20 protein-coding genes are annotated in these 23,246 nt (G+C 27.0%); 16 read left to right on the top strand and 4 right to left on the bottom strand.

Annotated features, from left to right (window positions below; genetic code table 11):
- Window positions 1–160 precede the first annotated feature (160 nt).
- The 7 genes from rpoB (at window position 161) to ACNSOS_RS04550 (ending at window position 11,715) form a co-directional block, all read left to right on the top strand.
- On the top strand, window positions 161–4,309 hold the full coding sequence (gene rpoB, locus ACNSOS_RS04580; protein ID WP_418186116.1) for a DNA-directed RNA polymerase subunit beta: 4,149 nt from the start codon (window positions 161–163) through the stop codon (window positions 4,307–4,309).
- On the top strand, window positions 4,299–8,822 hold the full coding sequence (gene rpoC / locus ACNSOS_RS04575) for a DNA-directed RNA polymerase subunit beta' (protein WP_418186115.1): 4,524 nt from the start codon (window positions 4,299–4,301) through the stop codon (window positions 8,820–8,822). The genes rpoB and rpoC overlap by 11 nt, the downstream gene beginning before the upstream one ends.
- 34 nt (window positions 8,823–8,856) lie before the next feature.
- Window positions 8,857–9,240, top strand: coding sequence for a hypothetical protein (locus ACNSOS_RS04570; RefSeq protein WP_113892997.1), 384 nt, complete (start codon window positions 8,857–8,859; stop codon window positions 9,238–9,240).
- A gap of 43 nt (window positions 9,241–9,283) precedes the next feature.
- Window positions 9,284–9,571, top strand: coding sequence for a YciI family protein (locus tag ACNSOS_RS04565; protein WP_418186114.1), 288 nt, complete (start codon window positions 9,284–9,286; stop codon window positions 9,569–9,571).
- 154 nt (window positions 9,572–9,725) lie between these two features.
- Window positions 9,726–11,012, top strand: coding sequence for a tyrosine-type recombinase/integrase (locus ACNSOS_RS04560; protein ID WP_418186113.1), 1,287 nt, complete (start codon window positions 9,726–9,728; stop codon window positions 11,010–11,012).
- A gap of 43 nt (window positions 11,013–11,055) precedes the next feature.
- Window positions 11,056–11,349 carry a type II toxin-antitoxin system HigB family toxin gene (locus ACNSOS_RS04555; protein WP_418186112.1) on the top strand — a complete coding sequence of 98 codons (294 nt, stop codon included), beginning with the start codon at window positions 11,056–11,058 and terminating at the stop codon, window positions 11,347–11,349.
- Window positions 11,350–11,715, top strand: a complete 366-nt coding sequence (locus tag ACNSOS_RS04550; RefSeq protein ID WP_418186111.1) for a helix-turn-helix domain-containing protein — start codon at window positions 11,350–11,352, stop codon at window positions 11,713–11,715.
- Window positions 11,716–11,724: 9 nt separating this feature from the next.
- Here the strand turns inward: ACNSOS_RS04550 and ACNSOS_RS04545 are convergent, their stop codons facing one another.
- Window positions 11,725–13,056 (bottom strand): hypothetical protein, encoded by a 1,332-nt coding sequence (locus tag ACNSOS_RS04545; RefSeq protein ID WP_418186110.1) that lies wholly within the window; start codon window positions 13,054–13,056, stop codon window positions 11,725–11,727.
- Window positions 13,057–13,477: 421 nt separating this feature from the next.
- A complete protein-coding gene (locus ACNSOS_RS04540; RefSeq protein ID WP_418186109.1) occupies window positions 13,478–14,233 on the bottom strand; it encodes a hypothetical protein in 756 nt (251 codons plus the stop codon).
- A gap of 203 nt (window positions 14,234–14,436) precedes the next feature.
- Here ACNSOS_RS04540 and ACNSOS_RS04535 point away from each other — a divergent pair, with 203 nt between their 5' ends.
- The 9 genes from ACNSOS_RS04535 to ACNSOS_RS04495 all read left to right on the top strand — a co-directional run bounded on the left by ACNSOS_RS04535 (window position 14,437) and on the right by ACNSOS_RS04495 (window position 21,230).
- Window positions 14,437–14,625 carry a helix-turn-helix transcriptional regulator gene (locus ACNSOS_RS04535; RefSeq protein ID WP_418186108.1) on the top strand — a complete coding sequence of 63 codons (189 nt, stop codon included), beginning with the start codon at window positions 14,437–14,439 and terminating at the stop codon, window positions 14,623–14,625.
- Window positions 14,626–14,812: 187 nt separating this feature from the next.
- Window positions 14,813–15,349 (top strand): phage replisome organizer N-terminal domain-containing protein, encoded by a 537-nt coding sequence (locus tag ACNSOS_RS04530; protein ID WP_418186107.1) that lies wholly within the window; start codon window positions 14,813–14,815, stop codon window positions 15,347–15,349.
- Window positions 15,350–15,482: 133 nt separating this feature from the next.
- Window positions 15,483–16,274: a hypothetical protein gene (locus ACNSOS_RS04525; RefSeq protein WP_418186106.1), complete on the top strand. Its 792-nt coding sequence runs from the start codon at window positions 15,483–15,485 to the stop codon at window positions 16,272–16,274.
- A gap of 8 nt (window positions 16,275–16,282) precedes the next feature.
- On the top strand, window positions 16,283–16,948 hold the full coding sequence (locus ACNSOS_RS04520) for a hypothetical protein (protein WP_418186105.1): 666 nt from the start codon (window positions 16,283–16,285) through the stop codon (window positions 16,946–16,948).
- Window positions 16,945–17,571, top strand: a complete 627-nt coding sequence (locus tag ACNSOS_RS04515) for a hypothetical protein (protein ID WP_418186104.1) — start codon at window positions 16,945–16,947, stop codon at window positions 17,569–17,571. Before ACNSOS_RS04520 ends, ACNSOS_RS04515 begins: the two co-directional genes overlap by 4 nt.
- Complete coding sequence (locus tag ACNSOS_RS04510; RefSeq protein ID WP_418186103.1) at window positions 17,568–20,054, top strand: hypothetical protein; 2,487 nt, start codon at window positions 17,568–17,570, stop codon at window positions 20,052–20,054. The genes ACNSOS_RS04515 and ACNSOS_RS04510 overlap by 4 nt, the downstream gene beginning before the upstream one ends.
- A gap of 58 nt (window positions 20,055–20,112) precedes the next feature.
- Entirely contained in the window at window positions 20,113–20,628 is a 516-nt protein-coding gene (locus ACNSOS_RS04505) for a hypothetical protein (protein ID WP_418186102.1), read from the top strand.
- A gap of 13 nt (window positions 20,629–20,641) precedes the next feature.
- Window positions 20,642–20,911 (top strand): hypothetical protein, encoded by a 270-nt coding sequence (locus tag ACNSOS_RS04500; protein ID WP_418186101.1) that lies wholly within the window; start codon window positions 20,642–20,644, stop codon window positions 20,909–20,911.
- A 97-nt stretch (window positions 20,912–21,008) separates the two neighbouring features.
- Window positions 21,009–21,230 (top strand): hypothetical protein, encoded by a 222-nt coding sequence (locus ACNSOS_RS04495; protein WP_417896369.1) that lies wholly within the window; start codon window positions 21,009–21,011, stop codon window positions 21,228–21,230.
- A gap of 473 nt (window positions 21,231–21,703) precedes the next feature.
- Here ACNSOS_RS04495 and ACNSOS_RS04490 read toward each other — a convergent pair whose 3' ends face one another.
- Window positions 21,704–22,762, bottom strand: coding sequence for a hypothetical protein (locus ACNSOS_RS04490; protein WP_418186100.1), 1,059 nt, complete (start codon window positions 22,760–22,762; stop codon window positions 21,704–21,706).
- A 95-nt stretch (window positions 22,763–22,857) separates the two neighbouring features.
- A complete protein-coding gene (locus tag ACNSOS_RS04485; protein WP_418186099.1) occupies window positions 22,858–23,199 on the bottom strand; it encodes a hypothetical protein in 342 nt (113 codons plus the stop codon).
- Window positions 23,200–23,246: the final 47 nt, after the last annotated feature.

The following is a 23,246-nucleotide window of genomic DNA, read 5'->3' as shown; positions in this document are numbered from 1 at the left end:
CTTTTAACTTAACGGTATATAGGGATTTCCCTATATATAGTTTAGCATCTTTGAAGGCTAAGGTTAAAGTTTTTTGAAATTTTAACCTTATCCTTTATGGATGCTTTTGTGCTTTATACTAATAAAAGCAATTCAACCAAATTTTATAACAAGGTGTCAAATGTTAAACTCTTTAAAATCTGGTAATAGACTCAGAATAGATTTCGCAAAAAACCCACAAAAAATTGAAATTCCAAACTTATTACAGTTACAACAAACTTCGTATGATACTTTTTTGATGATAGGTCAAAAAGATAGATCAACAGCTGGTATAGAAAAAGTATTTAAAACAATATTCCCTATACATGATGCACAAAATAGGCTAACTTTAGATTATTTAGGTAGTGAAGTAGGAAAACCTAAATATGATGTTAGAGAGTCAATGGTTAGAGGACTGACTTATTCAATACCTTTAAAAATAAATATTAGATTAACTTTATGGGATCTAGATGAAAAGACTGGTGAAAAAATTGGTGTTAAAGATATAAAAGAACAATCTTTATATATTAGAGAAATACCTTTAATGACAGACCGAACATCATTTATTGTAAATGGTGTAGAAAGGGTTGTTGTTAATCAGTTACATAGATCTCCAGGCGTTATTTTCAAAGAAGATGAGTCAAATACAACAGATAACAAACTTCTTTATACAGGACAAATAATCCCTGATCGTGGTTCTTGGTTATATTTTGAATATGATGCAAAAGATATATTATACGTAAGAATTAATAAAAGAAGAAAAGTTCCAATTACAATTCTTTTTAGAGCATTAGGTTACTCAAAAGAAGATATTGTTAAAATGTTCTATCCTATTGTAAATATTAAGATTAAAAATAATAAATTTTTAACAGAGTTCAATCCTGATGATTTTATGGGAAGAATTGAGCATGATATTAAAGATGATAAAGGTAATCTAGTAATTGGTGCTGGAAAGAGATTGACTGTAAGAAAAGCTAAAGCTCTAATAGAAGGTGGTTTAAAACTTATTGAATATCCACTAGAATTATTAATGGATAGATATACTGCAAACACAATTTATGATCCAGAATCAGGAGAAGTACTATTTGATACTTTAACAAATCTTGATGAGCTAAAACTTAAAAAACTTTTGGATTTAGGATTTGAGTCTTTTGATATTGCAAATGATTTATCTTCAAGTGCAGATGCTTCTATTATTAATGCATTTAAAGCTGATGGTGAATCTTTAAAACTTTTAAAACAAACTGAGCAAATCGATGATGAAAATGATTTAGCTGCTATTAGAATATATAAAGTTATGAGACCAGGTGAACCTGTAACAAAAGAAGCTGCAAAAGATTTCATAAAAAAATTATTCTTTGATCCAGAAAGATATGATTTAACAAAAGTTGGAAGAATGAAAATGAATCATAAGTTAGGAGTAAATGTTCCAGAATATGTAACAACTCTAACTTACGAAGATGTTATTAAAACTGTTCAATATCTAGTAAAAGTTAAAGCTGGACACGGACATATTGACGATAGAGATCACTTAGGAAATAGAAGAATTAGAGCTATTGGTGAGTTATTAGCAAATGAATTGCATGCTGGATTAATTAAAATGCAAAAAACTATTAGAGATAAGATGACAACTCTATCTGGAACTTTAGAAGATATTATGCCACATGATTTAATAAATTCAAAAATGATTACATCTACTATTACAGAGTTCTTTACTTCTGGGCAATTATCTCAATTTATGGACCAAACAAATCCATTATCAGAAGTTACGCATAAAAGAAGACTTTCTGCATTGGGTGAAGGTGGATTAGTAAAAGAAAGAGCTGGATTTGAAGTAAGAGATGTTCATCCGACTCACTACGGAAGAATATGTCCTGTTGAAACTCCAGAAGGGCAAAATATTGGACTTATCAATACTTTATCAACTTATTCAAAAGTAAATGATTTAGGATTTATAGAGTCTCCTTATAAAAAAGTTGTAGATGGTATTGTAACAAATGAAATTACTTATTATACAGCAACACAAGAAGAGGGGCTTGTAATAGCACCAGGATCAACTAAAGTTGATGAAAATGGTAAAATAGTTGAACCTCTAATTGAAGTTAGATTAAATGGTGAAATTATTTTAATGGAGAGAAATAAAGTTGATTTAATAGATATCTCTTCACAAATGGTTATGGGAGTTGCTGCTTCACTTATTCCATTCTTAGAACACAACGATGCTAATAGAGCATTAATGGGTTCAAATATGATGAGACAAGCTGTTCCGTTGATAAAACCAACTGCTCCAATAGTTGGAACAGGGCTTGAAAAAACTGTTGCAAGAGATGCTTGGGAAGCAATAAAAGCTCAAAGAGGTGGAGTTGTAGAAAAAGCTGATTCTAAAAATATTTATATCAGTGGTGAAGATGAAAATGGTGCATTTATTGACCATTATGAAGTAAATAAAAATGTTAAAACAAATAATAATACATCTTTTGGGCAAAGAGTTGCTATAAAAGATGGTGATATTATTGAAAAAGGTCAAGTAATTGCGGATGGTCCTTCTATGGATAAAGGTGAATTAGCTGTTGGTATTAATGCTATGGTTGCATTTATGCCATGGAATGGATATAACTATGAAGATGCTATTATTTTAAGTGAAAGATTGATCAAAAAAGATGCTTTTACTTCTGTACATATTTACGAAAAAGAGATTGATTGTAGAGAGTTAAAGCATGGTAATGAAGAAATTACGAGAGATTTACCAGGGGTTAAAGAAGAATCGATAGTTCACTTAGATAGTTCGGGAATTGTTAAAGTTGGAACTTATGTAACTCCAGGAATGATCTTAGTTGGAAAAGTAACTCCAAAAGGGGAGATAAAACCAACTCCTGAAGAGAGACTTTTAAGAGCAATATTTGGTGATAAAGCTGGACATGTTATAAATAAATCATTATATTGTCCAACATCAATGGAGGGAACAGTTGTTGATGTAAAAGTTTTCACTAAAAAAGGTTATGAAAAGTGTGAAAGAGCAAAAGCTGAAATTGAAGCTGAAAAAAATGAGTTAAATCAAAAACATCTTGACAAACTTTTAATGCTTGATAGAGAAGAGGCTTTAAAAATAAATAATCTTTTATCGAAAGCAAAATTGTCAAAAGAGTTAGAACATGAAAATATTGTTTATAAAGAAGGGAAAACTATTCCTCTTGAAGTATTAGTAAACGTAAATAGATTTGCTATGAAAAAAATTGTATCATCTTTTTCAAAAGATATTGAAAAAACATACAATGATATAAAAGAACACTTTATAAAACAAAAAGCTGAATTAAGAAAAGAACACGAAGAAAAAATAGATATTTTAGAGCATGATGATATTTTACCTTCAGGTGTTATAAAACAAGTAAAAGTATATATTGCAACTAAGAGAAAAATCAAAGTTGGAGATAAAATGGCAGGACGACATGGAAATAAAGGTATTGTTTCAAATATCGTTCCAAGAGTTGATATGCCATATTTAGAAGATGGAACTACTGTCGATGTTATTCTAAATCCACTTGGAGTTCCATCAAGGATGAATATTGGTCAAATTATGGAAGTTCACTTAGGATTAGTTGGTAGAAGATTAGGTAAGCAAATTCAAAAAATATATGAATCTAAAAGAGCTGGTTTTGTATCTGAATTAAGAACAAAAATGATCGAAGTTGCAGGAGTTGCAAAACTTATGAATGCAAAAGCTTTTGTAGAAAAATTAACTGATGATGAGCTTCTTGATTATGCTAGAGATTGGTCAAAAGGTGTTAAATTTGCTACACAAATCTTTGATGGTGTTGAAGCTTATGACTTTGAAAAACTATTTGAAATGGCAAAAATTGATAATGATGGAAAATCAGTTTTATATGATGGAAAAACTGGTGAAAGGATGAAAGAAAGAGTAAATGTTGGGTATATGTATATGCTAAAACTCCACCACTTAGTTGATGAAAAAGTTCACGCAAGAAGTACGGGGCCATATTCACTTGTAACTCAACAGCCAGTTGGTGGTAAAGCACTATTTGGAGGACAAAGATTTGGAGAGATGGAGGTTTGGGCATTGGAAGCTTATGGTGCAACAAATGTACTAAAAGAGATGCTTACAACAAAATCTGATGATGTTGAAGGTAGAACAAAAGCATATAGAGCTATTGCAAATGGTGAAAATGTTCCACAATCTGGTGTTCCTGAAACATTCTTTGTTTTAACAAAAGAGTTAAAAGCTTTAGCTTTAGATGTAGAGATTTATGAAGAGGTAGAAAACGATGAGCAATAATGAAAAACTGTTATCACCAATTGATATTAAAGAGTTAGAAAGACCACAAGATTTTTCTGCTTTTCAACTAAAATTAGCAAGTCCTGAAAAAATACTTTCTTGGTCTTGTGGAGAAGTAAAAAAACCTGAAACTATTAACTATAGAACACTAAAACCTGAAAGAGATGGTTTATTTTGTGCAAAAATATTTGGACCAGTAAAAGATTATGAATGTCTTTGTGGTAAATATAAAAAAATGAGATACAAAGGTGTTGTATGTGAGAAATGTGGAGTTGAAGTAACTTCTTCAAAAGTAAGACGACATAGAATGGGACATATTGAACTTGTTTCTCCTGTTGCTCATATTTGGATGGTTTCATCACTTCCTTCAAGAATAGGTACTCTTTTAGGTGTTAAATTAAAAGATTTAGAAAGAGTATTATATTATGAAGCATATATTGTAAGTGAGGCTGGAGATTCTTACTATGACAATGAAAAAACTAAAAAAATCGAAAAATATGATATTTTAAATGAAGAACAGTATAGAACTATTGCTGATTTATTTGAACATACTGGTTTTGAAGCAAAGATGGGTGGAGAGATTTTAAAAGAGTTATTAGAAAAACTTGATTTATTTGAGTTATTAACTTTATTAAAAGATGATATGCAATCGACAAAATCTGAAGCAAAAAGAAAAACTATTATTAAAAGATTAAAAGTTGTTGAGAATTTTATCAATAGTGGTAATAGACCAGAGTGGATGATGCTTACAATGTTACCAGTTCTTCCACCAGATTTAAGACCTCTTGTTTCACTTGATGGTGGAAAATTCGCTGTTTCAGATGTAAATGACTTATATAGAAGGGTTATTAACAGAAATAACAGATTAAAAAGATTAACTGAACTTGATGCTCCTGAAATTATTATTAGAAATGAAAAAAGAATGCTTCAAGAATCTGTTGATGCATTATTTGATAATGGAAAAACAGCGAATGCAGTAAAAGGTGCAAATAAAAGACCTTTAAAATCTTTAAGTGAAATAATCAAAGGTAAGCAAGGACGATTTAGACAAAACTTACTTGGTAAAAGGGTTGATTTCTCTGGAAGATCTGTAATTGTTGTTGGACCAAATTTAAATATGGATCAATGTGGTATTCCTAAAAAAATGGCTTTAGAATTATTTAAACCACATTTGATGGCAAAGCTTGAAGAAAAAGGTTATGCAACAACTTTAAAAGCTGCTAAAAGATTGATTGAAAGTGAAACAAATGAAGTTTGGGAATGTTTAAATGAAATTGTTGATGAATATCCAATTTTATTAAATAGAGCTCCAACTCTACACAAATTATCTATTCAAGCTTTTCACCCCGTTTTAATTGATGGAAAAGCTATTAGACTTCATCCACTTGTTTGTGCTGCTTTTAATGCGGACTTCGATGGGGATCAAATGGCTGTTCACGTTCCTTTATCACAAGAAGCTGTTGCTGAAGCAAAAATTTTAATGATGAGTTCTATGAATATTCTTTTACCAGCATCTGGAAGAGCAATTGCTGTTCCTTCTCAAGATATGATTTTAGGTATTTATTATCTATCTTTACAAAAAGATGGTGTAAAAGGTGAGCATAAACTTTTCACTGATGTAAATGAAGTAAAAATTGCTTTAGATATGAACCAAATTGATTTACATGCAAAAATCAGAACAAAACTTGATGGAAGAATTGTTTTAACAACAGTTGGAAGATTGATAATTCACGAAATTTTACCAAGCTTCGTTCCTATTAGTTTATGGAATAAAATTTTAAAGAAAAAAGATATTGGTGCTTTAGTTGATTATATTTACAAAGAGGCTGGATATGAAGTAACTCCAAGATTTTTAGATAATTTAAAAAATCTAGGGTTTAAGTATGCAACAGCAGCAGGTATGTCTATTTCTATTGATGATATTATTGTTCCTGAGAGTAAAGTAGATCATATTGCTAAATCTAAAAAAGATGTTATTGAAGTTCAAAAACAGTTTGCACAAGGTCTTTTAACTGAACAAGAAAGATATAATAAAACTATTGATATTTGGACAGAAGCTAATAATAAATTAGGTTCTGAGATGATGGATCTTGTAAAAACAGATAAAAATGGATTTAACTCTATTTATATGATGGCAGATTCAGGAGCAAGAGGTAGTGCAACTCAAATTAGACAGCTTTCAGGTATGAGAGGTCTTATGGCAAAACCTGATGGAACTATTATTGAAACACCAATTATCTCTAACTTTAAAGAAGGTCTTAATGTTCTTGAATACTTTATTTCTACTCACGGAGCTAGAAAAGGTCTTGCAGATACAGCTTTAAAAACTGCAAATGCTGGGTATTTAACAAGAAAATTAATTGACGTTTCTCAAAATGTTAGAATTACAATGGAAGATTGTGGAACACACGAAGGTATTGAAATTACAGATATTACATCTGGAAATGAATTAATAGAGTCTTTAGAAGAAAGAATTACTGGAAGAGTAATTGCTGAAGATATAATTGATCCAATTTCAAATGAGATTTTATTTACAGAAGGTACTTTAATAACTGAAGAATTTGCAAAAATTGTAAAAGAATCTGAAGTGAAATCTGTTGTTATTAGAACTCCTTTAACTTGTAAAACTGAAAATGGACTTTGTTCAAAATGTTATGGATTAAATTTAGGTGAGCAAAGAAAAGCAAAACCAGGAGAAGCTGTTGGAGTTGTTGCTGCTCAATCTATTGGAGAGCCTGGAACACAGCTAACACTACGAACTTTCCACGTTGGAGGGACTGCAAGTGCTACTCAAACTGAAAGAGAGTTAAAAGCAGATAAAGAAGGATTTATTAGATATTACAATATTAAAAAATATGAAACAGCAGAAGGCAAAATAATTGTTGCAAATAGAAGAAATGCTGGAGTATTATTGGTTGAACCAAAAATAAATGCTCCATTCAAAGGTAAAGTTACAGTTGAAACTTTACATGAAGAAGTTATTTTAACAATTAAAAATGCAAAAGAAGAAAAATCATATTATTTAAGAAAAAATGATGTTGCAAAAGTTAATGAACTTGCAGGAATTTCAGGAAAAATTGAAGGAAAATTATATTTACCATTTAAAGATGGTGAAGAGGTTGAGCATAATGACTCTATCGTTGAAATAATAAAAGATGGATGGAATGTTCCAAATAGAATTCCTTATGCTTCTGAACTAAAAGTTGCTGATGGTGCTCCTGCTACTTCTAAGGTTATTTCCGGTGCAAAAGGTATGTTAAAGTACTATAAACTAACTGGAGATTATTTAGAAAGAAGACATGATATAAAAGCTGGTGATAAAGTTGTAGAAAAAGGTCTTTTTGCAGTTGTTGCTGATGCTGATGATAGAGAAGCTATTAGACACTATATTTCAAGAGGTTCTTCAATTGCATTAGATGATAATAGCGAAGTTACAAAAGATACAATTATCTCTTCTCCTACTGTTAGTGAGCAAGTTGTTATTGCTGAATGGGATCCTTACGCAAACCCAACAATAGCAGAAAAAGCTGGTATTGTATCGTTTGAAGATATTATTCCTGGAGTTACGGTTTCAGAACAGTTTGATGAGCTAACAGGAACTTCAAAATTAGTTGTTAATGAATATATACCAAGTGGTTATAAACCAACAGTTATTTTGGCAACAGATGATAAAGATCTTATTAGATATGCGTTAGATCCAAAGGCATCTTTAAATATTCAAGAAGGTAAAAGAGTAGAATTAGCTGATATTATTGCAAAAACTCCAAAAGCTACTCAAAAATCTAAAGATATTACTGGGGGTCTTCCTAGAGTATCTGAATTATTTGAAGCAAGACGTCCAAAAAATATTGCTATATTAGCATCATTTGATGGAGTAGTTTCTTTTGGTAAACCTCTAAGAAATAAACAAAAACTTGTAATTACTGATATTACTGGAAATACGGCTGAGTATTTAGTTGAAAAAGGTAAACAAGTTTTAGTTCATGAAGGAGAATTTGTACATGCTGGTGAATCTTTAACTGATGGTCAGGTTTCTCCTCATGATGTATTGAAAATATTGGGAGAAAAAGCTCTTCATTATTTTATCGTTTCTGAAGTTCAACAAGTTTATAGATCTCAAGGGGTTAATATTGCAGATAAACATATTGAGGTAATTACATCTCAAATGTTAAGACAAGTATCAATTCTTGATGGTGGAGATACTAAGTTTATTATTGGTGATATGGTTTCTAAAAAGAAATTTAAACTTGAAAATGAAAAGATCATTAGAATGGGTGGACAACCAGCTATTGCTGAACCAGTTTTACTTGGAATTACGAGAGCAGCTGTTACATCAGATTCTATTATTTCTGCTGCTTCTTTCCAAGAAACTACAAAAGTTTTAACAGAAGCTGCAATCAGTGCTAAAATGGATATGCTTGAAGATCTTAAAGAAAATGTTGTAATAGGAAGAACAATTCCTGTTGGAACAGGATTATATAAAGATCAAAAAGTTAAATTCTCAGAAAACTAAAAAATAGGGCTTTGCCCTATTACTAAGAAAACTTATGGAAACAATATATTTTTTTATAATTTTTATTGCAATTGAGCTTTTTGAAGTAAATTGGCAGAAAGCAGATACAATGTTTGGTTTAGTAGAAAATAACTATGCCATGTATGAAAAAAGTGTTTTTTTGTATTTAGGATTACATTTATCATTTTTTTATTCAATTTATGTAGCATTTAGTTTAAGTAATTTCGGATTTTTTATGAGTTCAATAATAGTATTGAAATTTTTAGAAATTTGTTTTAAACTTTTATTTATGCAAAGATTATATCAAGGAAGAAAACTTGAAGATATAGCTCCTTATGATGTTGCTATTACGCCAGGGTTTAGATATTTTAATTTATTAATATATCCTAGTTGTTTTATTCTTGCTACATTTATATAATTAAAATTGTGTTAGAATCTAAAAAATTTAAAAAGGAACGATTATGCAGTATTTAGTAATTGCTTATGATAATGAAGGTGCTTTAGAAAGAAGACAAGACTCAAGAGAAGCTCATTTAGAAGGTGCTAGAAAATTAATTGCTGAAGGTAAAATTATAAATGCTGGAGCTCTAATAGAAGATGATGTTATGGTTGGATCAACTTTATTTGTTGATTTTGAAACAGATGAAGAAATTGATGAGTGGCTTTTAAATGAACCTTATGTTAAAAATAATGTTTGGAATATGGATGAATTCCAGATGGTTCCTATAAAAGTTCTACCAAAGAACTAAAAATTAACTCAAATAAGCCCATTTTATTGGGCTTATTACTATGCTATCTACTTAAATGAAAACAAACTAAAACATATGATTTTAAATAAAATCAAATAATTTTCAGGTATTATTCTAGGTACTAAAATTAAAATAAACAGTGAGTACCTTAAAAATGCCAAAAATATCAAAACCACTTTATGAATCAGAAATTAAAAATGCAAGATACACAACTGATGATGAGTTTGAAATATTAAAAAATGAATTAATAAAATCTAATTCAAAAGAAAAAGCTATTAAAAAGAATAAATTAGCAGATGGAAAAGGATTATATTTAATTATTAAACCTAATGGATCTAAATTATGGAGATTTGATTTTAGGTATGGAAATAAGAATCTTAGTATGTCTTTTGGAGTTTATCCTGAAGTGTCTTTAAAAGAAGCTAGAGAAAAAAGAGAAGAGGCTAGAGAGTTATTATCAAAAAATATTAATCCTATATCAGCAAAGAGGATAAAAAGAGCTTCAGAATTTCTTACTTTAAGTATGGTTATTGATGAATGGTTGGAATTAAGATCTAAAAGTTCAAGTGAAGCAACAATAATCCAAAATAGAAGAATGTTAAATAATATTACAAATTGGTTAGGCAATATTTCTATAAAAGATATTAAAAGAGTTGATATTATAAATATTTTGGAAAAAATACAAAATAAAGGAGTAATTGAAACTGCACATAGAATTTTATCTTTAATGAATAAAATATATATGTTTGCTGTTACTAAAGAGTATATAGAGCATAATATAATTGCTGATATAGATAAAAAATCTGTATTGGTTCCTAGTAATAAAAATATTCATCATCCAGCAATAACTTTACCTGATGCAATAAAAGTGCTATTAAGAGATATTAGTTCTATTGGTGAAAGATTTAGATCTAATATTAGTATTATATTTATTTTTAAAATAATACCTTATGTTTTTGTAAGAAGTGAAAATATTAGGCTAATGAGATGGAATGAGTTAGATTTAGAAAAAGGTATATGGGAAATTCCTAAAGAAAAAATGAAAACTCATATTGATTTTGTTTGTCCTTTACCAATACAGGCAATAGATATTATAAAACAGATAGAACCATATTCTAGACATAGAAGTGAGTTTGTATTTCCATCACCTTTAAAAGCTGATAGAGGAATTGCTGGAGCAACATTATCAGATACATTAAATAAATTAGGTTATCAAAATAAGCATACTTTTCATGGATTTAGAAGTATGTTTTCAACAATAGCTTATGAATATTATAAAGAACATGGATTTCATAGTGATATTATAGAATCTTGTCTAGCTCATAAAGAAAAGAATAGAGTAAAAGCAGCCTACAATAGAGAATCAAAATATAAATATTATGATGAAAAGAAAGAGTTAATGCAATGGTGGGCTAATTGGTTAGATAACTTAGTAAAATAAATATATTAAGTTCCTTATAAAGGAACAAAAGGTAATATTTCAAATGAATATAATAAGCAAAAGAACATTAGTACAATTTTATGAAAAACATACACAAGCTAAAACTCCTTTAGAAGTTTGGCATCAAGATGTAAAAAAAGCCCAATGGAAAACTCCTGATGATATTAAAAAATTTTATTCTAGTGCTTCTTTTTTAGAAGACAATAGAGTTGTTTTTAATATCAAAGGCAATGATTATAGACTTATAGTTCATATTGATTATTTAAGAAAAATAGTAAGAGTTAAATTTATTGGTACTCACAGTGAGTATGATAAAATAAATGCAAAGGATTTATAAATGCAATTAAAAATTTTAAAAACTGAAAAAGATTATGATGAAGCTTTAAGTAGAATTGATGAATTAATGGGACTAAATCCAAAAATAGGAACACCACAAAGTGATGAGCTTGAAATTTTAGCTTTATTAGTAGAAAAATATGAAGAGTTAAACTGGCAAATAGATGTTCCAGACCCAATAGAAGCTATAAAATATAGAATGGAAGAGATGAATCTAAAACAAAAAGATTTAATACCTTATATTGGAAATAAAAGTAAAGTATCAGAGCTTTTAAATAGAAAAATCTCTCTATCTATATCGATGATTAGAAATCTATCACAAGCTTTGCATATACCAATAGAGACTCTACTTAAGAGTACTATTTAAAATATTTATTTATTTTTTAATTAAATTAATAAATTTATTTTTTTTATTTATATATATATTGATTAAATCTTTTAATGTACTATCTTGGTAACCAATCATATTGTTTGTATTATTAGTTTCAAAAAAGTTTAAATATTTTTTTTCCATTTCGCTATTTATTTTTTTATAGATGGGAATGTTTATACCATTAAGTACATAAACATAATCCGGTTTAGTACTTCTAAACATTGCAATTAGCCCTTGATCGTTTGTTGCGATATAAGGATAAATATTTGATATACCATACAGATATCTTTCCAATAATGATATTGCAATATCTCTTCCTGTATTATCTACATCCTTCATATATTTTTCAATATTTTCAATATTTTCAATATTTATAACTTTTTCAAAAAATGGATGCCCTGGCTTATCACAAAAAAGATATAGTATTGCTTTTAATCTATTTTCTATAGGTATTTTAGCTTTTCTCATTTCGTCATATACATAATATTTTATTTTATTAGGAGCTTTACCAAATTTATATTTTGCTTCTAATAGACTTAGTAAAAAGATTTGTGCTGAAAATCCTAACATTCCATAGTATTTAATAAGTGGATTAGTAGATTTTATAATATTATTAATAAATTCTTTTTCTGATTTTTCTTTAAATAGTCCTTCTTTGTGTAATACCTTAAGCGTTTCAAAAAAAGCAGCTTGGGTTTCATTTTTATTTTTTTTATTGAGTTTATAATTAATTCCAAAATCTTTTAGTCCATGCATAACTATTTCAAAAATATATGGTCCAATATCGATATTATTTTCTTTAGCAATGATTTGATTATATAAATCTTTATATTTAATGTCATTATTAGTGATATATCTTGCAAAAAATGAAGCTATATTACTATCTAAAGCATAACTATAATCTATATATTTTAAATATCCTAATGTGTTTTCACTATTAATTCTACTGAGGGTATTTCCATCAATGACTTGGAACTTATTAAAGTCATAAAAAGATAGAGTTTCAAAACTAGCAACTTTAATATGGGGAATTTCTCCTTCATATGCTAATTCACATTTTGAATCAAATTCTTTAATAATCTGTATTTTATGTTTTTTCATAAAATCTGTGTAATGTTTTAATGCATTTGTAATATTTTCTGTTGATAATTCTTCTAAATTTATTAATTTGTTATGGATAAAAAATATACCTTCTTCTTTGGGATAATCTTCTATTACTGGTTCTCTTGCAAAAATCATTTTTGTGTCACCATTATTTATATTTTGTGTTATTTCTTCTAATAATTTAAAAGGATCATTTTTAAATTTTTCAAAATCATATTTTGTAAATAGCATTTTTAACTCCTAAATTTTTTTTATATTAACATATAATTTAAATAAAGAGAAATTTTATTACAAATTGTAATATTATATATATTCAAGACAATAAAATATGTTAAGATTATATTAACTGACTTAAATAAAGTTGGTTAAATTATAGAAAGGATGTGAATAATATGGGAATAAAACCAGGGCCAAAGCCAATTGCTAAGTCTACAGGAAAACCTGATCAAAGACGTAGAGACAATAAAAGTACTCCAGGAAATACTTCAAGTCTAAAACCATCTAAGAGTACAAAGAAATAATTATAAGAGTATAAATCTTTGAAGAGGGTATTATTTGCCCTCTTATGTAAAAAGTATTTATTTTGATTTAATGAATTTATTTTATTCTTCTTTTTATGGGTCATTCCATATTAAGATTAAAACTTTTTTAACTACTTCACTGATTCTTTATACTGAATAACATAAGTTTGTATATCGTTAATACTATCAATTTTTATATTTAATACTTTTTCTAGACTAGTTTTTAAATTATTAAGGAAATATAATATATCAGATTTTAGATTAGAAATATTAGCATCATCAGATTTATAGAAATTTAGCAATGTTATAAAATTATCTTGAATACATAAATTTAAAAAATATAAATCTTCTTGTTTAAAATTATTAATAAAATTAGATAACTCTCTTAAAGTATTTATTGTATTAAATTCTAAATCTATATATTGTGGCTTAATAGTCTCTGGATTATATATAAAATCTATAGCTTTAAATGGGTTTAAACTATTAATATTAGGTTGATTATTAATACAAAAGTCTAAGAAATAATTTTGAAAAAAACGTAACTCATTTGTTCCTTTCCATGTATTCTTGTTGTTTTGATATCCATTTTTTATATAATCTAAAATAAAGTTTGTAAAATAAAAAAAATAATCATATTGATATGCGCTTGGATTTGATTTATATTCAGTTGTTAATAATTTTAATTTTTCTAAAAAATTTATACAAGATAAAAATGAGTATTCATTGACAAAATCATATTTAGACACTTTATTTTTTTCAATAAATTCTTCTAAATCTTCTTTACTAAAATACTTTTCTAATAAATTAATGATTAGCCGCTTCTCTTTTTTCCAATTAGATACTGTTTTTAGTGAATTTCCTAGTATCTTAGATAATGTTGAATTCAATTTTAAACCTTAATGATATAGTAATAGTTACGCAGAATTATATCTTATAAATATTAATATTTATATAAAAAAGAAACTATGACATTTTATTTAGGTTTATTTAAGTATAACTAAGTAATAATTGCTTTAATTAAATTACTTTAAGCCAATTTAATTACAAATAAAGTAATTATTACTTTAAAACAAAATCAAAAAGGAAAAAAATGGAAGATAAACTAATACAAAAAAAAGAAATTCTTCATTATATAGGTATAGGAGAATCAAAATTAGATGAAATAATTAAGAAAGGAAATTTTATTAAGCCTATATTAATTAATGGATTTGCATACCCATTATATAGCACATCAGAAATAAAAGATTGGATTGAGAAACAGAAACAAAAAAGAAACTAAATAAACTCCCTCTTTGAATAAACTTTGCGAGTAATAAAAGAGAGAGTAATTAAAACAGCTTAGGGTTTTAATCGATTAATGATACTAAATAACAAATATATAGTTGCTTATCGATTATTAAATGACTATATAAATATAAAGGATAAATATAAATATGTCCATAAATAAAAAATACTATTGGTTAAAATTGAAAGAAGATTTTTTTGAGCGTGATGAGATAAAAATTATTGAATCACAAAAAAATGGTAAAGATTACATTAATTTCTATTTTAAGCTTCTACTTAAAAGCTTAAAGACAGAGGGAACTTTAAGGTTTCGGGATGCTATACCATACAATCTTGAGATGTTAAGCACAATAACTAATTGCAATGTAGATACTGTTAATACAGCAATTAACACATTTATAGAATTAGGGTTAATGGAAAAATGGGAAGATGGTACTTTTTTTATGCTTGAAGTCCAAAATATGGTAGGTTCTGAAACTTCATGGGCAGAAAAAAAGAGAGAATATAGAAATAAAAAGACAATGTCCTCTAATTGTCCTGACAATTTAAATCAAAAAAAAGGACATGTCCGACAAGAGATAGAGCTAGAGAATAGAGATAGAGAAGAAAAAAATGAGTTCTGGGAAAATTGGAATAAATCTCAAGTCAAAAAATCAATGAAAATATCTAAGCTTGAAGATTTAAATATTGCAAATCAAAATAATCAGGTATTAGAATGACAAATACCCTAATACTACGGGGTATACATAGATTGAGTAAGAGATGTGTCTAGCCCGTAGTTTGCTCACTTTTTTTTATAAAAAAAGTCGAGCCCTTAAAAAATAAAAACAAAAAATAAAAGGAAAAATTAAAATGAAAAAAGAAAATAAATCAAATATACATATAACAGTCCAAACAAAAGGTGGTGTAGGGAAAACTACAGTATCAGGCATAGTTGCTACATTGTTATATTTACTAAATGAAAATCAAAAAATAAACCTTTTTGAAATCGATGACAACAATAACAGTAAGATAAATTCAAATTACATAAATTATCAAAGTTTAAAATTAAAAGATAGTGAAGTTGTAATTGATGATATACAGTTTAGCAATCTATCTGATAGTAATGTTGCCAATATCGTGGATGCAGGTGGTGGCAATGACACTAAAATAGTTTTACAAAAATTAAAAGAGATAGACCTATCTGGTTTAAACTATTATGTACCTTTGAATGATGACCTTGACCAAGTGAATAATATTAAGGAGACGATAGTTTTAATTCGTGATTTTGATAAATTTGCAAATATTAATCTTGTTCTTAACAGATGTTTTTCTTTGGAAAAGGATGAAATTCAAAAACAATTTATCAATATATTCGGTAGTGATGAGCTGGATATTCCAAATCAACTTGATAATCTAAAAGTTAATAATATCTTTTTTATTCCAAATTCAAATATATTTTCAATACTTAAAAGCCATTACAAGGTAAGTTTACTTGATAGTTATTTATCTTCAATAGATTTAATTCAAAATATTGATACATATCGTCAAGAGTGGATTAAAGAGGGGCAAGATGTATTCAAAGCAAATAATAAAAGATATAGATTTGCAAAAATGGTAGTTGAATTAATAGAGCAACTTAAACCTATCCAAAAAGCCTTATAGGTGTAAATATGGGAAAGAAGATAGTACTGGACGAAAAAGAAGTAATTGATTTGTTTGATCAATTCGATTTTAACAAGAGTATTTATTTAAAGGAACTTCAAAAACTGAACACTTCATCACGAAAAAACGTTGAAGATTTAAAAATATTAACTTCAAAATTCACAGAATTTAATTCTAATTTTAAATCTTTAGAAGAAATTCAAGCTGAGATAAATAAAATATCTCAAGCTTCAAATAACATAAATGTTAAAGATTTTGAAAAAAATCTAAAAGACATAGTAGATAGTGCTGCTAAAAAACTTCAAATTGAAAATAATCAGTTGGAAATAGAATCAAATAGAATACATGAAGAGGTGCAAAATCTAAGAGAACAAATACCTTTAATCGTATCTGTAGCTAAAGAAAATTTGGCAAAAGAAATAAACATAACATCAAGGTTCTTACGCTTTAACACGCTTCTTGCAACTTTTGGAGGAGGATTCCTTGTAGGAGCATTATTACTGTTTTTTTATCATATTTTATATATGCAAAAGCATAATGAATACATAACTTTCTTTTTGATGGGAAATGATAAAGAGTTTATTAAAACACAAATAGATAAAGAACCATTTTTAGCGGGCTACAATTCAAATAAAGATCTGATAATTAAAATTTTAAACAAGGAAAACAAATGAAAATAGCAATAAAGATAGCCCTTATTTGGCTATCAATCTTTGATAAACATAGATTACTATTTAAAGCGTTACAACCATTAAACAAGTATTTTAGATGGTTTTTGTATTTAGCTACAAATATTACTTTTTATTTTTTCATAAATTTTATGGAAAAAATATCTACTAGCTTTATTATCTCATATAGCTTTGATTCAACTGTTGAAAGTACTATTATTTCTATGTTTGGATTTTTTAAAATACTTGCAATTGTTTTAATGTTTGGATTCTTTTTTTTGGAGTTTATTATAGATTTTGATATTGAAACTTACCAAAAAGAAAAAGAAGATAAAGAAAATTATATAAGAGCTAATAAACTTCAATGGTGGCGACTTAGGAATTGTAACTGGTTTTTTAGAATAGTAATTTACACAATTATATTTGTATTATGTTTCTTAATGCTTTTAAATTCATTTTTATTATCTGCACAAGATCAACCTTTAGATTTTTTAGCATTTGGAACATTCTTAAAACAGTTCCTATTGGTCTATGTCATGTTATTTATGATATTTGACTACAAGCTTGTTCAAAGAGCTAGAAAAAAAGTATTGCAAATACCAAAGTTTGAAGTAGGGGAGCGAGTATGAAAAAGCTTACTTTACTTATATTATTTTTAACTTCTCTTAATTTATTTGCTTTTACTCAAACAAATTTTGAGATAGCTTTAAGAGATTTTGAAAATAATAATATGGCTAAATATAGAGATGATGAACTTATTTTGATGAGTAGTGAATCTTTATTAAAAAATGGAATTATCTCAAATGGAAATGATCTAATTAGAGATGTAGCAACTAATCCTAATAGTGGAATTAGTTTAGAATCTATTAGACAAAGTTTAAAATGTTCATTTGTTACAGATAAATATACTGCTACAGTTTATAATATTAATCCAAAAGAGGGTATTGTAACTTGTATGGTAGCTGTTAAAGGAGATATCTATAATCCAATAGGGCTATTTAATGTATTTTATCCAACTATGAAAAAAGCTTATGCTTTAGATTTAGAAAAAGCAGAAAAAGAGAATATAGCTGTTTTAAATAGTTTAGATGCTCAATTTAAACCTTTATCAGATAGAATTAAAGCTATATCTAACTCAATAAATGTAAATAATCATCAAGACTTTTTAACTGTTCCAGAACTTTTAACTGCTGCTGTTTTAACTGATACTGATGTAGTTGATTTTGAAAAAACAGAAGCAACTGGAACATTTCAATTAAAAGATAATTTTACTTCTGTTTATCAAGATGTAAATAGTAATGAATATATTGATAATAAAAAATATATTTTAGCTGATGCTGAAACTTTCTCAAAAGTATATACAGGTCTTGGTGATATTAGTATGAGTTATTACATACTTATAATTTTACTTTTTGGAATTTCTGGAATTAGTAGAAAAGCTTTAGGAAATGTATTTGCTAAAATGGAAAAAAGACAAAAGCCTGATGGATTAATTCCATATACTTTAATGGCTATTCTTGGAGTTTTATTATTTATTCCAACAACTTATACTCAAACTCAGGGTAATACTGAATATGAAGTTTATAAAACAAAATACCAGGAGTTTGAAAAAGATGGTTATGCTTTATTTAATAAGTGGGCAGATGATGCAGCAAAAGTAATTATTGATTCAGAAGTATCTGCATTACTTAAAAAAAGTGGAGTTGGTACTAGAGATCAAGGAATATCTACTATTGCTGGATATGAACAATATAAAAAATTAAAAATATTTAATCAAGACCTTTGGAGTATTTGTATTAATGATATGTACAATTATTCAGGATTGCTTGATTCAAACAATAAACATCACTATTCACAAGATCCAAATCAACCATTTCCTTTAAATGAAAAATGGGCTTACATTATGAGTAAAATTAAAAATAATGCTTCAGTAATATATTACTCTCCATCTCCCAAAGGTGAAGTAAAAAGTGCTAATGCTTATTCAACTTCTACAAAAAATGAGTATAAAGATGTTTACCCTGATTTCTCTTTAAGTTCTTGTGGTAAAAACTATTATGACTATAGCCATAATAATAGATTATTTGAAGATTATAGTAAACAAAGAGATATTTTAATTAATCAAGATAATAGTGGTAAATTAGTTGCAATTGAGAGCTTATTAACAAATCAATATGAACTTTATAGAGATTTTGGGTTTTTATCAGTATTGGGATTACCAGTTTTAAAACTTCAAACTGAATATATAGGTGGATTGTATAAAACACAAAGAAGTGAAGTACTAGATAAATTAAATAAACAAATTGCAAAAACTGGTGATGGTGGTAGTGGAGATGATGAGTTTTTACATAGTTTTTTTAGTTCAATTCCATATCTATTTGTTCCAGGTGCTGGAACAATATTTAATGTTGTGAGTGAAAACTCTGGAAAAATTGGAGCAACTGTTGGTGGGGGCTTAGGAACTGGAGCTGGTGGTGGAGTATTTTCGCTTCTTTCAGGAGCTGTTGGAACTTTAATTGGAGCAGCTATTGGAACTATTAGTGGTGGAGCTTTAGGACTTTGGTTTGCCCAAAGTGTAGCATATAATTTACTACAACTTACCCCAATTTTAGGACTTATAGTTATTGGATTATTAAGATATGTAATTATCTTAATTAAAATATTTGTATTCCATTTTATAAGTTTGTTTTTAATGCCTTTAATGTTTGTTCAACAAAACTTAGAAGCATTCTTTAAATTTACAATGAAGATATTTATAACAATGGTAGAAATACCAATATTTGTACTATCTGTTTGGTTAGCCTTATCTGCCAACTCATTACTTCATACAATAGGTGATATATTTGGTAAAAAAATGATTATTTTTATGTTAGAGAACAATAATAATCTTACAAAAAATGATTTATTTGATTTTGGAGATCTTAAGATCTATTTATTTGATGGTTTTTTAGAGATTATAATAGCTGTTTTTTCGACTGTTATTATTTATAAAATTATTATATCACTACATGAAACAGTATCTGATATTTTAGAAGTTCAAGGAACTAATAGATTTGATAGTGCAATAGAGAGCATGAAAAGTGATGCTACTGGTTGGGGTCAGAAAATATAAGAGTAATAATTTACTCTTGTATTTAATATATGCAAAAATTAAAAAAAAGGATTAACTTATGACAACAGATATTAAACTAGATGAAATAATTGTATTAAAAAACAATGAAGAAAGAGAAAAGATAATTGCTAAAAATAGAGAATTTATTATAGATACTTATCCAGATATGAAATTAAAAGATATTCCAAATAGATTTGAGTTTATAACAAATAATAATGATTTTCCTGATGAAGTATATAATGACATAGATTTTATGTTTGTAAAGATGAATTCTGCTAGTTTTAAATTCTCTGAACCATTTGTTTATCTACCTGATAGAAGATTAATAAATGCTATTGATCCTATTACTTGTGGACTAATGGATGGTTTATTATTTATTTGTGACACAATGAAAGATAAAGAGTATCCAACTGGATATTTGTTTATAAGATATTATAAAAATAAACTATATCTAATTGATCATTTTTTAGATTTAACAAGAAGTAGTGTACTTTTTATGGAGTTTTATAGATTTGCTAAAGATAATTATAGAAGAAATTTAGCAATATTAGTCGACGAATTTTATAATTTATAAAAAGGATAATAAAATGAGCAATACTATTTATATAAATAAACTTATAAAAAATGAAATTTCAAATATGAAAAATATTAGAAAAGAAATTGTTTCAAATCTTACTAAAAATTTATATAATTCTAAAGATAAAACTTTAATGCGTGAAGCTGTAGAAATACTATCAAAGAATATAGTAATATTTAAAAACAACTTTCAAAATGAACATGAAAAAATTATCAAAATTCTTTCAGGACTTCCATTGCTTTATATAGTTATAAAAACTATATCTTTTTCTAAAATATAGTTAGAACAAATTAAAAAAGAAGCTACTTTTAAAGTGGCTTTCTCTAATATTAACTATGTAAAATAAAAAAATTATATTAAATAAAAAGGAAACAAAAATGTCAGAAAAGAATAAAAGAAGATTAAAAGCTGTAAAAACTATCTATGGTAAAGAAGCTTTTGAAGATGATTTAAAAATAAAGTATGGTAGTAATACATTTGTTGCTTGGTGGATATTAGGTTATGACACTATAGAAGAATTAGAAGCAAAATATACTGATGAAGAAATACTTGAAATGCACGATGAAAGATATAGATCTGAAGGTATTAAAATTTCATAAATTAAGCTATATTACTCTATATCAGTTATTAAATAACTGGTTATGAGTGCCTATTCTTGTTAGTTTTAAATAACAAAATTAGACAATAGTTTTATAGAAAATCTTATCACTAATATCCTATAAAAATACAATTTTTAGGATTGTACATGGAGTTAAACTTACTAAAATAAGACTTCGTTTGACAGTAAAGTTTTTGTTCAATATATGAGTGAAATTCTTCAATATCAAAAGATAAATTATAAAAATCCATAACATCGATCTTAAAATCTTCTTTACATATATTTATAATATCCTCTCCCTACATGTACTCTTAAATCATTACTAATATTTAACTTATTAAAAATTTGAAAGAAATCTTAGTAATTGACATTCTACAATTTGTGGGAGATTCAGAATAAGCTTTTAAAACACCAGTTCTAATTATAAAAGTTCTAATTGATTTTTTAAATTCCTTCTATTGCTCTTATGTTTTGTTATCTATCCTCTGTATTGATATGTTCTCGTATATTTTCTAACCATTGGTTATCTAGTTTTAATTCTAAAGAAGACATAATACTTTGATCTGTATTTTTAAATATAATTTGAATGGTTGACATTAGTTCTTCTTTTAAATTTAATGCTTTATGTTGTGTAAGCATATTATTATCTGCATATAAATTAAATAACTCATCTGGTAAATCAAATGAAAACAAAATATCATCTTCCTCTAATAATCTACAGTTGGCATTATTCTTAACTATATACCAATAATCATCATCCCAGCATATTCTAATTGTAGGATTGTTGATTAAATCAATAATATCAAATGTAGGCGATGGTGTTAGGAATACAGGGAATCGTTGACCAAGCATTCCAAGAAATGAGGAATTGAGTGTAGTACTTGCTTGATATAAAGTATTAAATTTATTAGAACTAAACCCTTTACTCATAATGTAAGTTGATAATATTGATTGATTTTGATCCTTTAAACTTTCTCGTACTTTTGTTCTTAATTCAGATAAATTAATATTAATATTATCATTTGATGTTGCATTAAAGTCTTGATATTCCAAGTTGCTGATTGAATTAACAATTGGTAAAAAGTATTTATTATTTTCAAGTTTTATCAAATAAATATCTTGTGCAAAAGCATATCTTTGTGCTGGATTGGTAAAAGATGAAGATGAAAATACTGCATACTGATAATGAAATCGTTGTTTAGATATTTCATTATTATTTGTTACCCAATACTCATCTACATCCTTTAGCACTCCAACAGCATTTCTTATTATATCTATACCTACTTTTGATGAATAAAATTTTGCTTCTAATAATAGTCTTACAGGATATGAAAATGGTGGAGTCATAATAAAATCAGCAATTGCATCAATTTGGTGATTCCAACCTCTTCCTTTTACTTCTATTCCTGAATGTCCTTGTTTTAAAGTAGCATCATTATTTGCATTATTGACTGTAGAATAACCTGATTCTTTTAATAAGTTTAATAATACTTCTTCAAGAAGCAACCCTTTTATTGCATATATTGTTGCCAAATAAATTTCCTTTTGCTATAGATAACGTTTGTGTTGAAAAATATTTGAGCCGAGGGGTAAAATATTTCTCTTCAATGTTTTGTTAAATACTCTGACTATATTGTAATTTTAACAGAGTATTCTCCACCCATTTTCTTAGATGTTCCTGTAATATTTAAACTATGATCAATTAAATCATAACTGTACTCTTGATAATATGGTTTGAAATCCATGTGTAGAAAATTAACGTTTAGTTCATCATTTTCATTTAGACTAATTTTTCCATCATCATATCCATTTCTAATAATTTTCACACCAGTAGTTGAGAGTAAAATTTGTTTTCTAAATTGATATTGGATATCTGCCTGAAAAGTTGCATTACCATAATCATCAATGTCTATCGAGTTTTCATTTTTATCATCTGTAATAAAATTATATATTTCTATAGCAAAGCTCATTTGAAATCCTTTTGTATTTATGACATAACTATTTATTGAATATACAT

Origin of the sequence: Aliarcobacter vitoriensis (genome assembly GCF_048320235.1) — a bacterium.
GTDB lineage: Bacteria > Campylobacterota > Campylobacteria > Campylobacterales > Arcobacteraceae > Aliarcobacter > Aliarcobacter vitoriensis.
Note: the sequence above shows the minus strand (reverse complement) of the source record. Positions and strands in the feature narration are given on the sequence as shown.

Coding starts and splice junctions, on each gene's coding strand:
- ACNSOS_RS04525 (WP_418186106.1), top strand. CDS start 15,483: ATGAAAAAAGAAAATAAATCAAATATACATATAACAGTCCAAACAAAA.
- ACNSOS_RS04505 (WP_418186102.1), top strand. CDS start 20,113: ATGACAACAGATATTAAACTAGATGAAATAATTGTATTAAAAAACAAT.
- rpoC (WP_418186115.1), top strand. CDS start 4,299: ATGAGCAATAATGAAAAACTGTTATCACCAATTGATATTAAAGAGTTA.
- ACNSOS_RS04520 (WP_418186105.1), top strand. CDS start 16,283: ATGGGAAAGAAGATAGTACTGGACGAAAAAGAAGTAATTGATTTGTTT.
- ACNSOS_RS04550 (WP_418186111.1), top strand. CDS start 11,350: ATGCAATTAAAAATTTTAAAAACTGAAAAAGATTATGATGAAGCTTTA.
- ACNSOS_RS04495 (WP_417896369.1), top strand. CDS start 21,009: ATGTCAGAAAAGAATAAAAGAAGATTAAAAGCTGTAAAAACTATCTAT.
- rpoB (WP_418186116.1), top strand. CDS start 161: ATGTTAAACTCTTTAAAATCTGGTAATAGACTCAGAATAGATTTCGCA.
- ACNSOS_RS04570 (WP_113892997.1), top strand. CDS start 8,857: ATGGAAACAATATATTTTTTTATAATTTTTATTGCAATTGAGCTTTTT.
- ACNSOS_RS04560 (WP_418186113.1), top strand. CDS start 9,726: ATGCCAAAAATATCAAAACCACTTTATGAATCAGAAATTAAAAATGCA.
- ACNSOS_RS04565 (WP_418186114.1), top strand. CDS start 9,284: ATGCAGTATTTAGTAATTGCTTATGATAATGAAGGTGCTTTAGAAAGA.
- ACNSOS_RS04555 (WP_418186112.1), top strand. CDS start 11,056: ATGAATATAATAAGCAAAAGAACATTAGTACAATTTTATGAAAAACAT.
- ACNSOS_RS04535 (WP_418186108.1), top strand. CDS start 14,437: ATGGAAGATAAACTAATACAAAAAAAAGAAATTCTTCATTATATAGGT.
- ACNSOS_RS04485 (WP_418186099.1), bottom strand. CDS start 23,199: ATGAGCTTTGCTATAGAAATATATAATTTTATTACAGATGATAAAAAT.
- ACNSOS_RS04500 (WP_418186101.1), top strand. CDS start 20,642: ATGAGCAATACTATTTATATAAATAAACTTATAAAAAATGAAATTTCA.
- ACNSOS_RS04515 (WP_418186104.1), top strand. CDS start 16,945: ATGAAAATAGCAATAAAGATAGCCCTTATTTGGCTATCAATCTTTGAT.
- ACNSOS_RS04510 (WP_418186103.1), top strand. CDS start 17,568: ATGAAAAAGCTTACTTTACTTATATTATTTTTAACTTCTCTTAATTTA.
- ACNSOS_RS04545 (WP_418186110.1), bottom strand. CDS start 13,056: ATGCTATTTACAAAATATGATTTTGAAAAATTTAAAAATGATCCTTTT.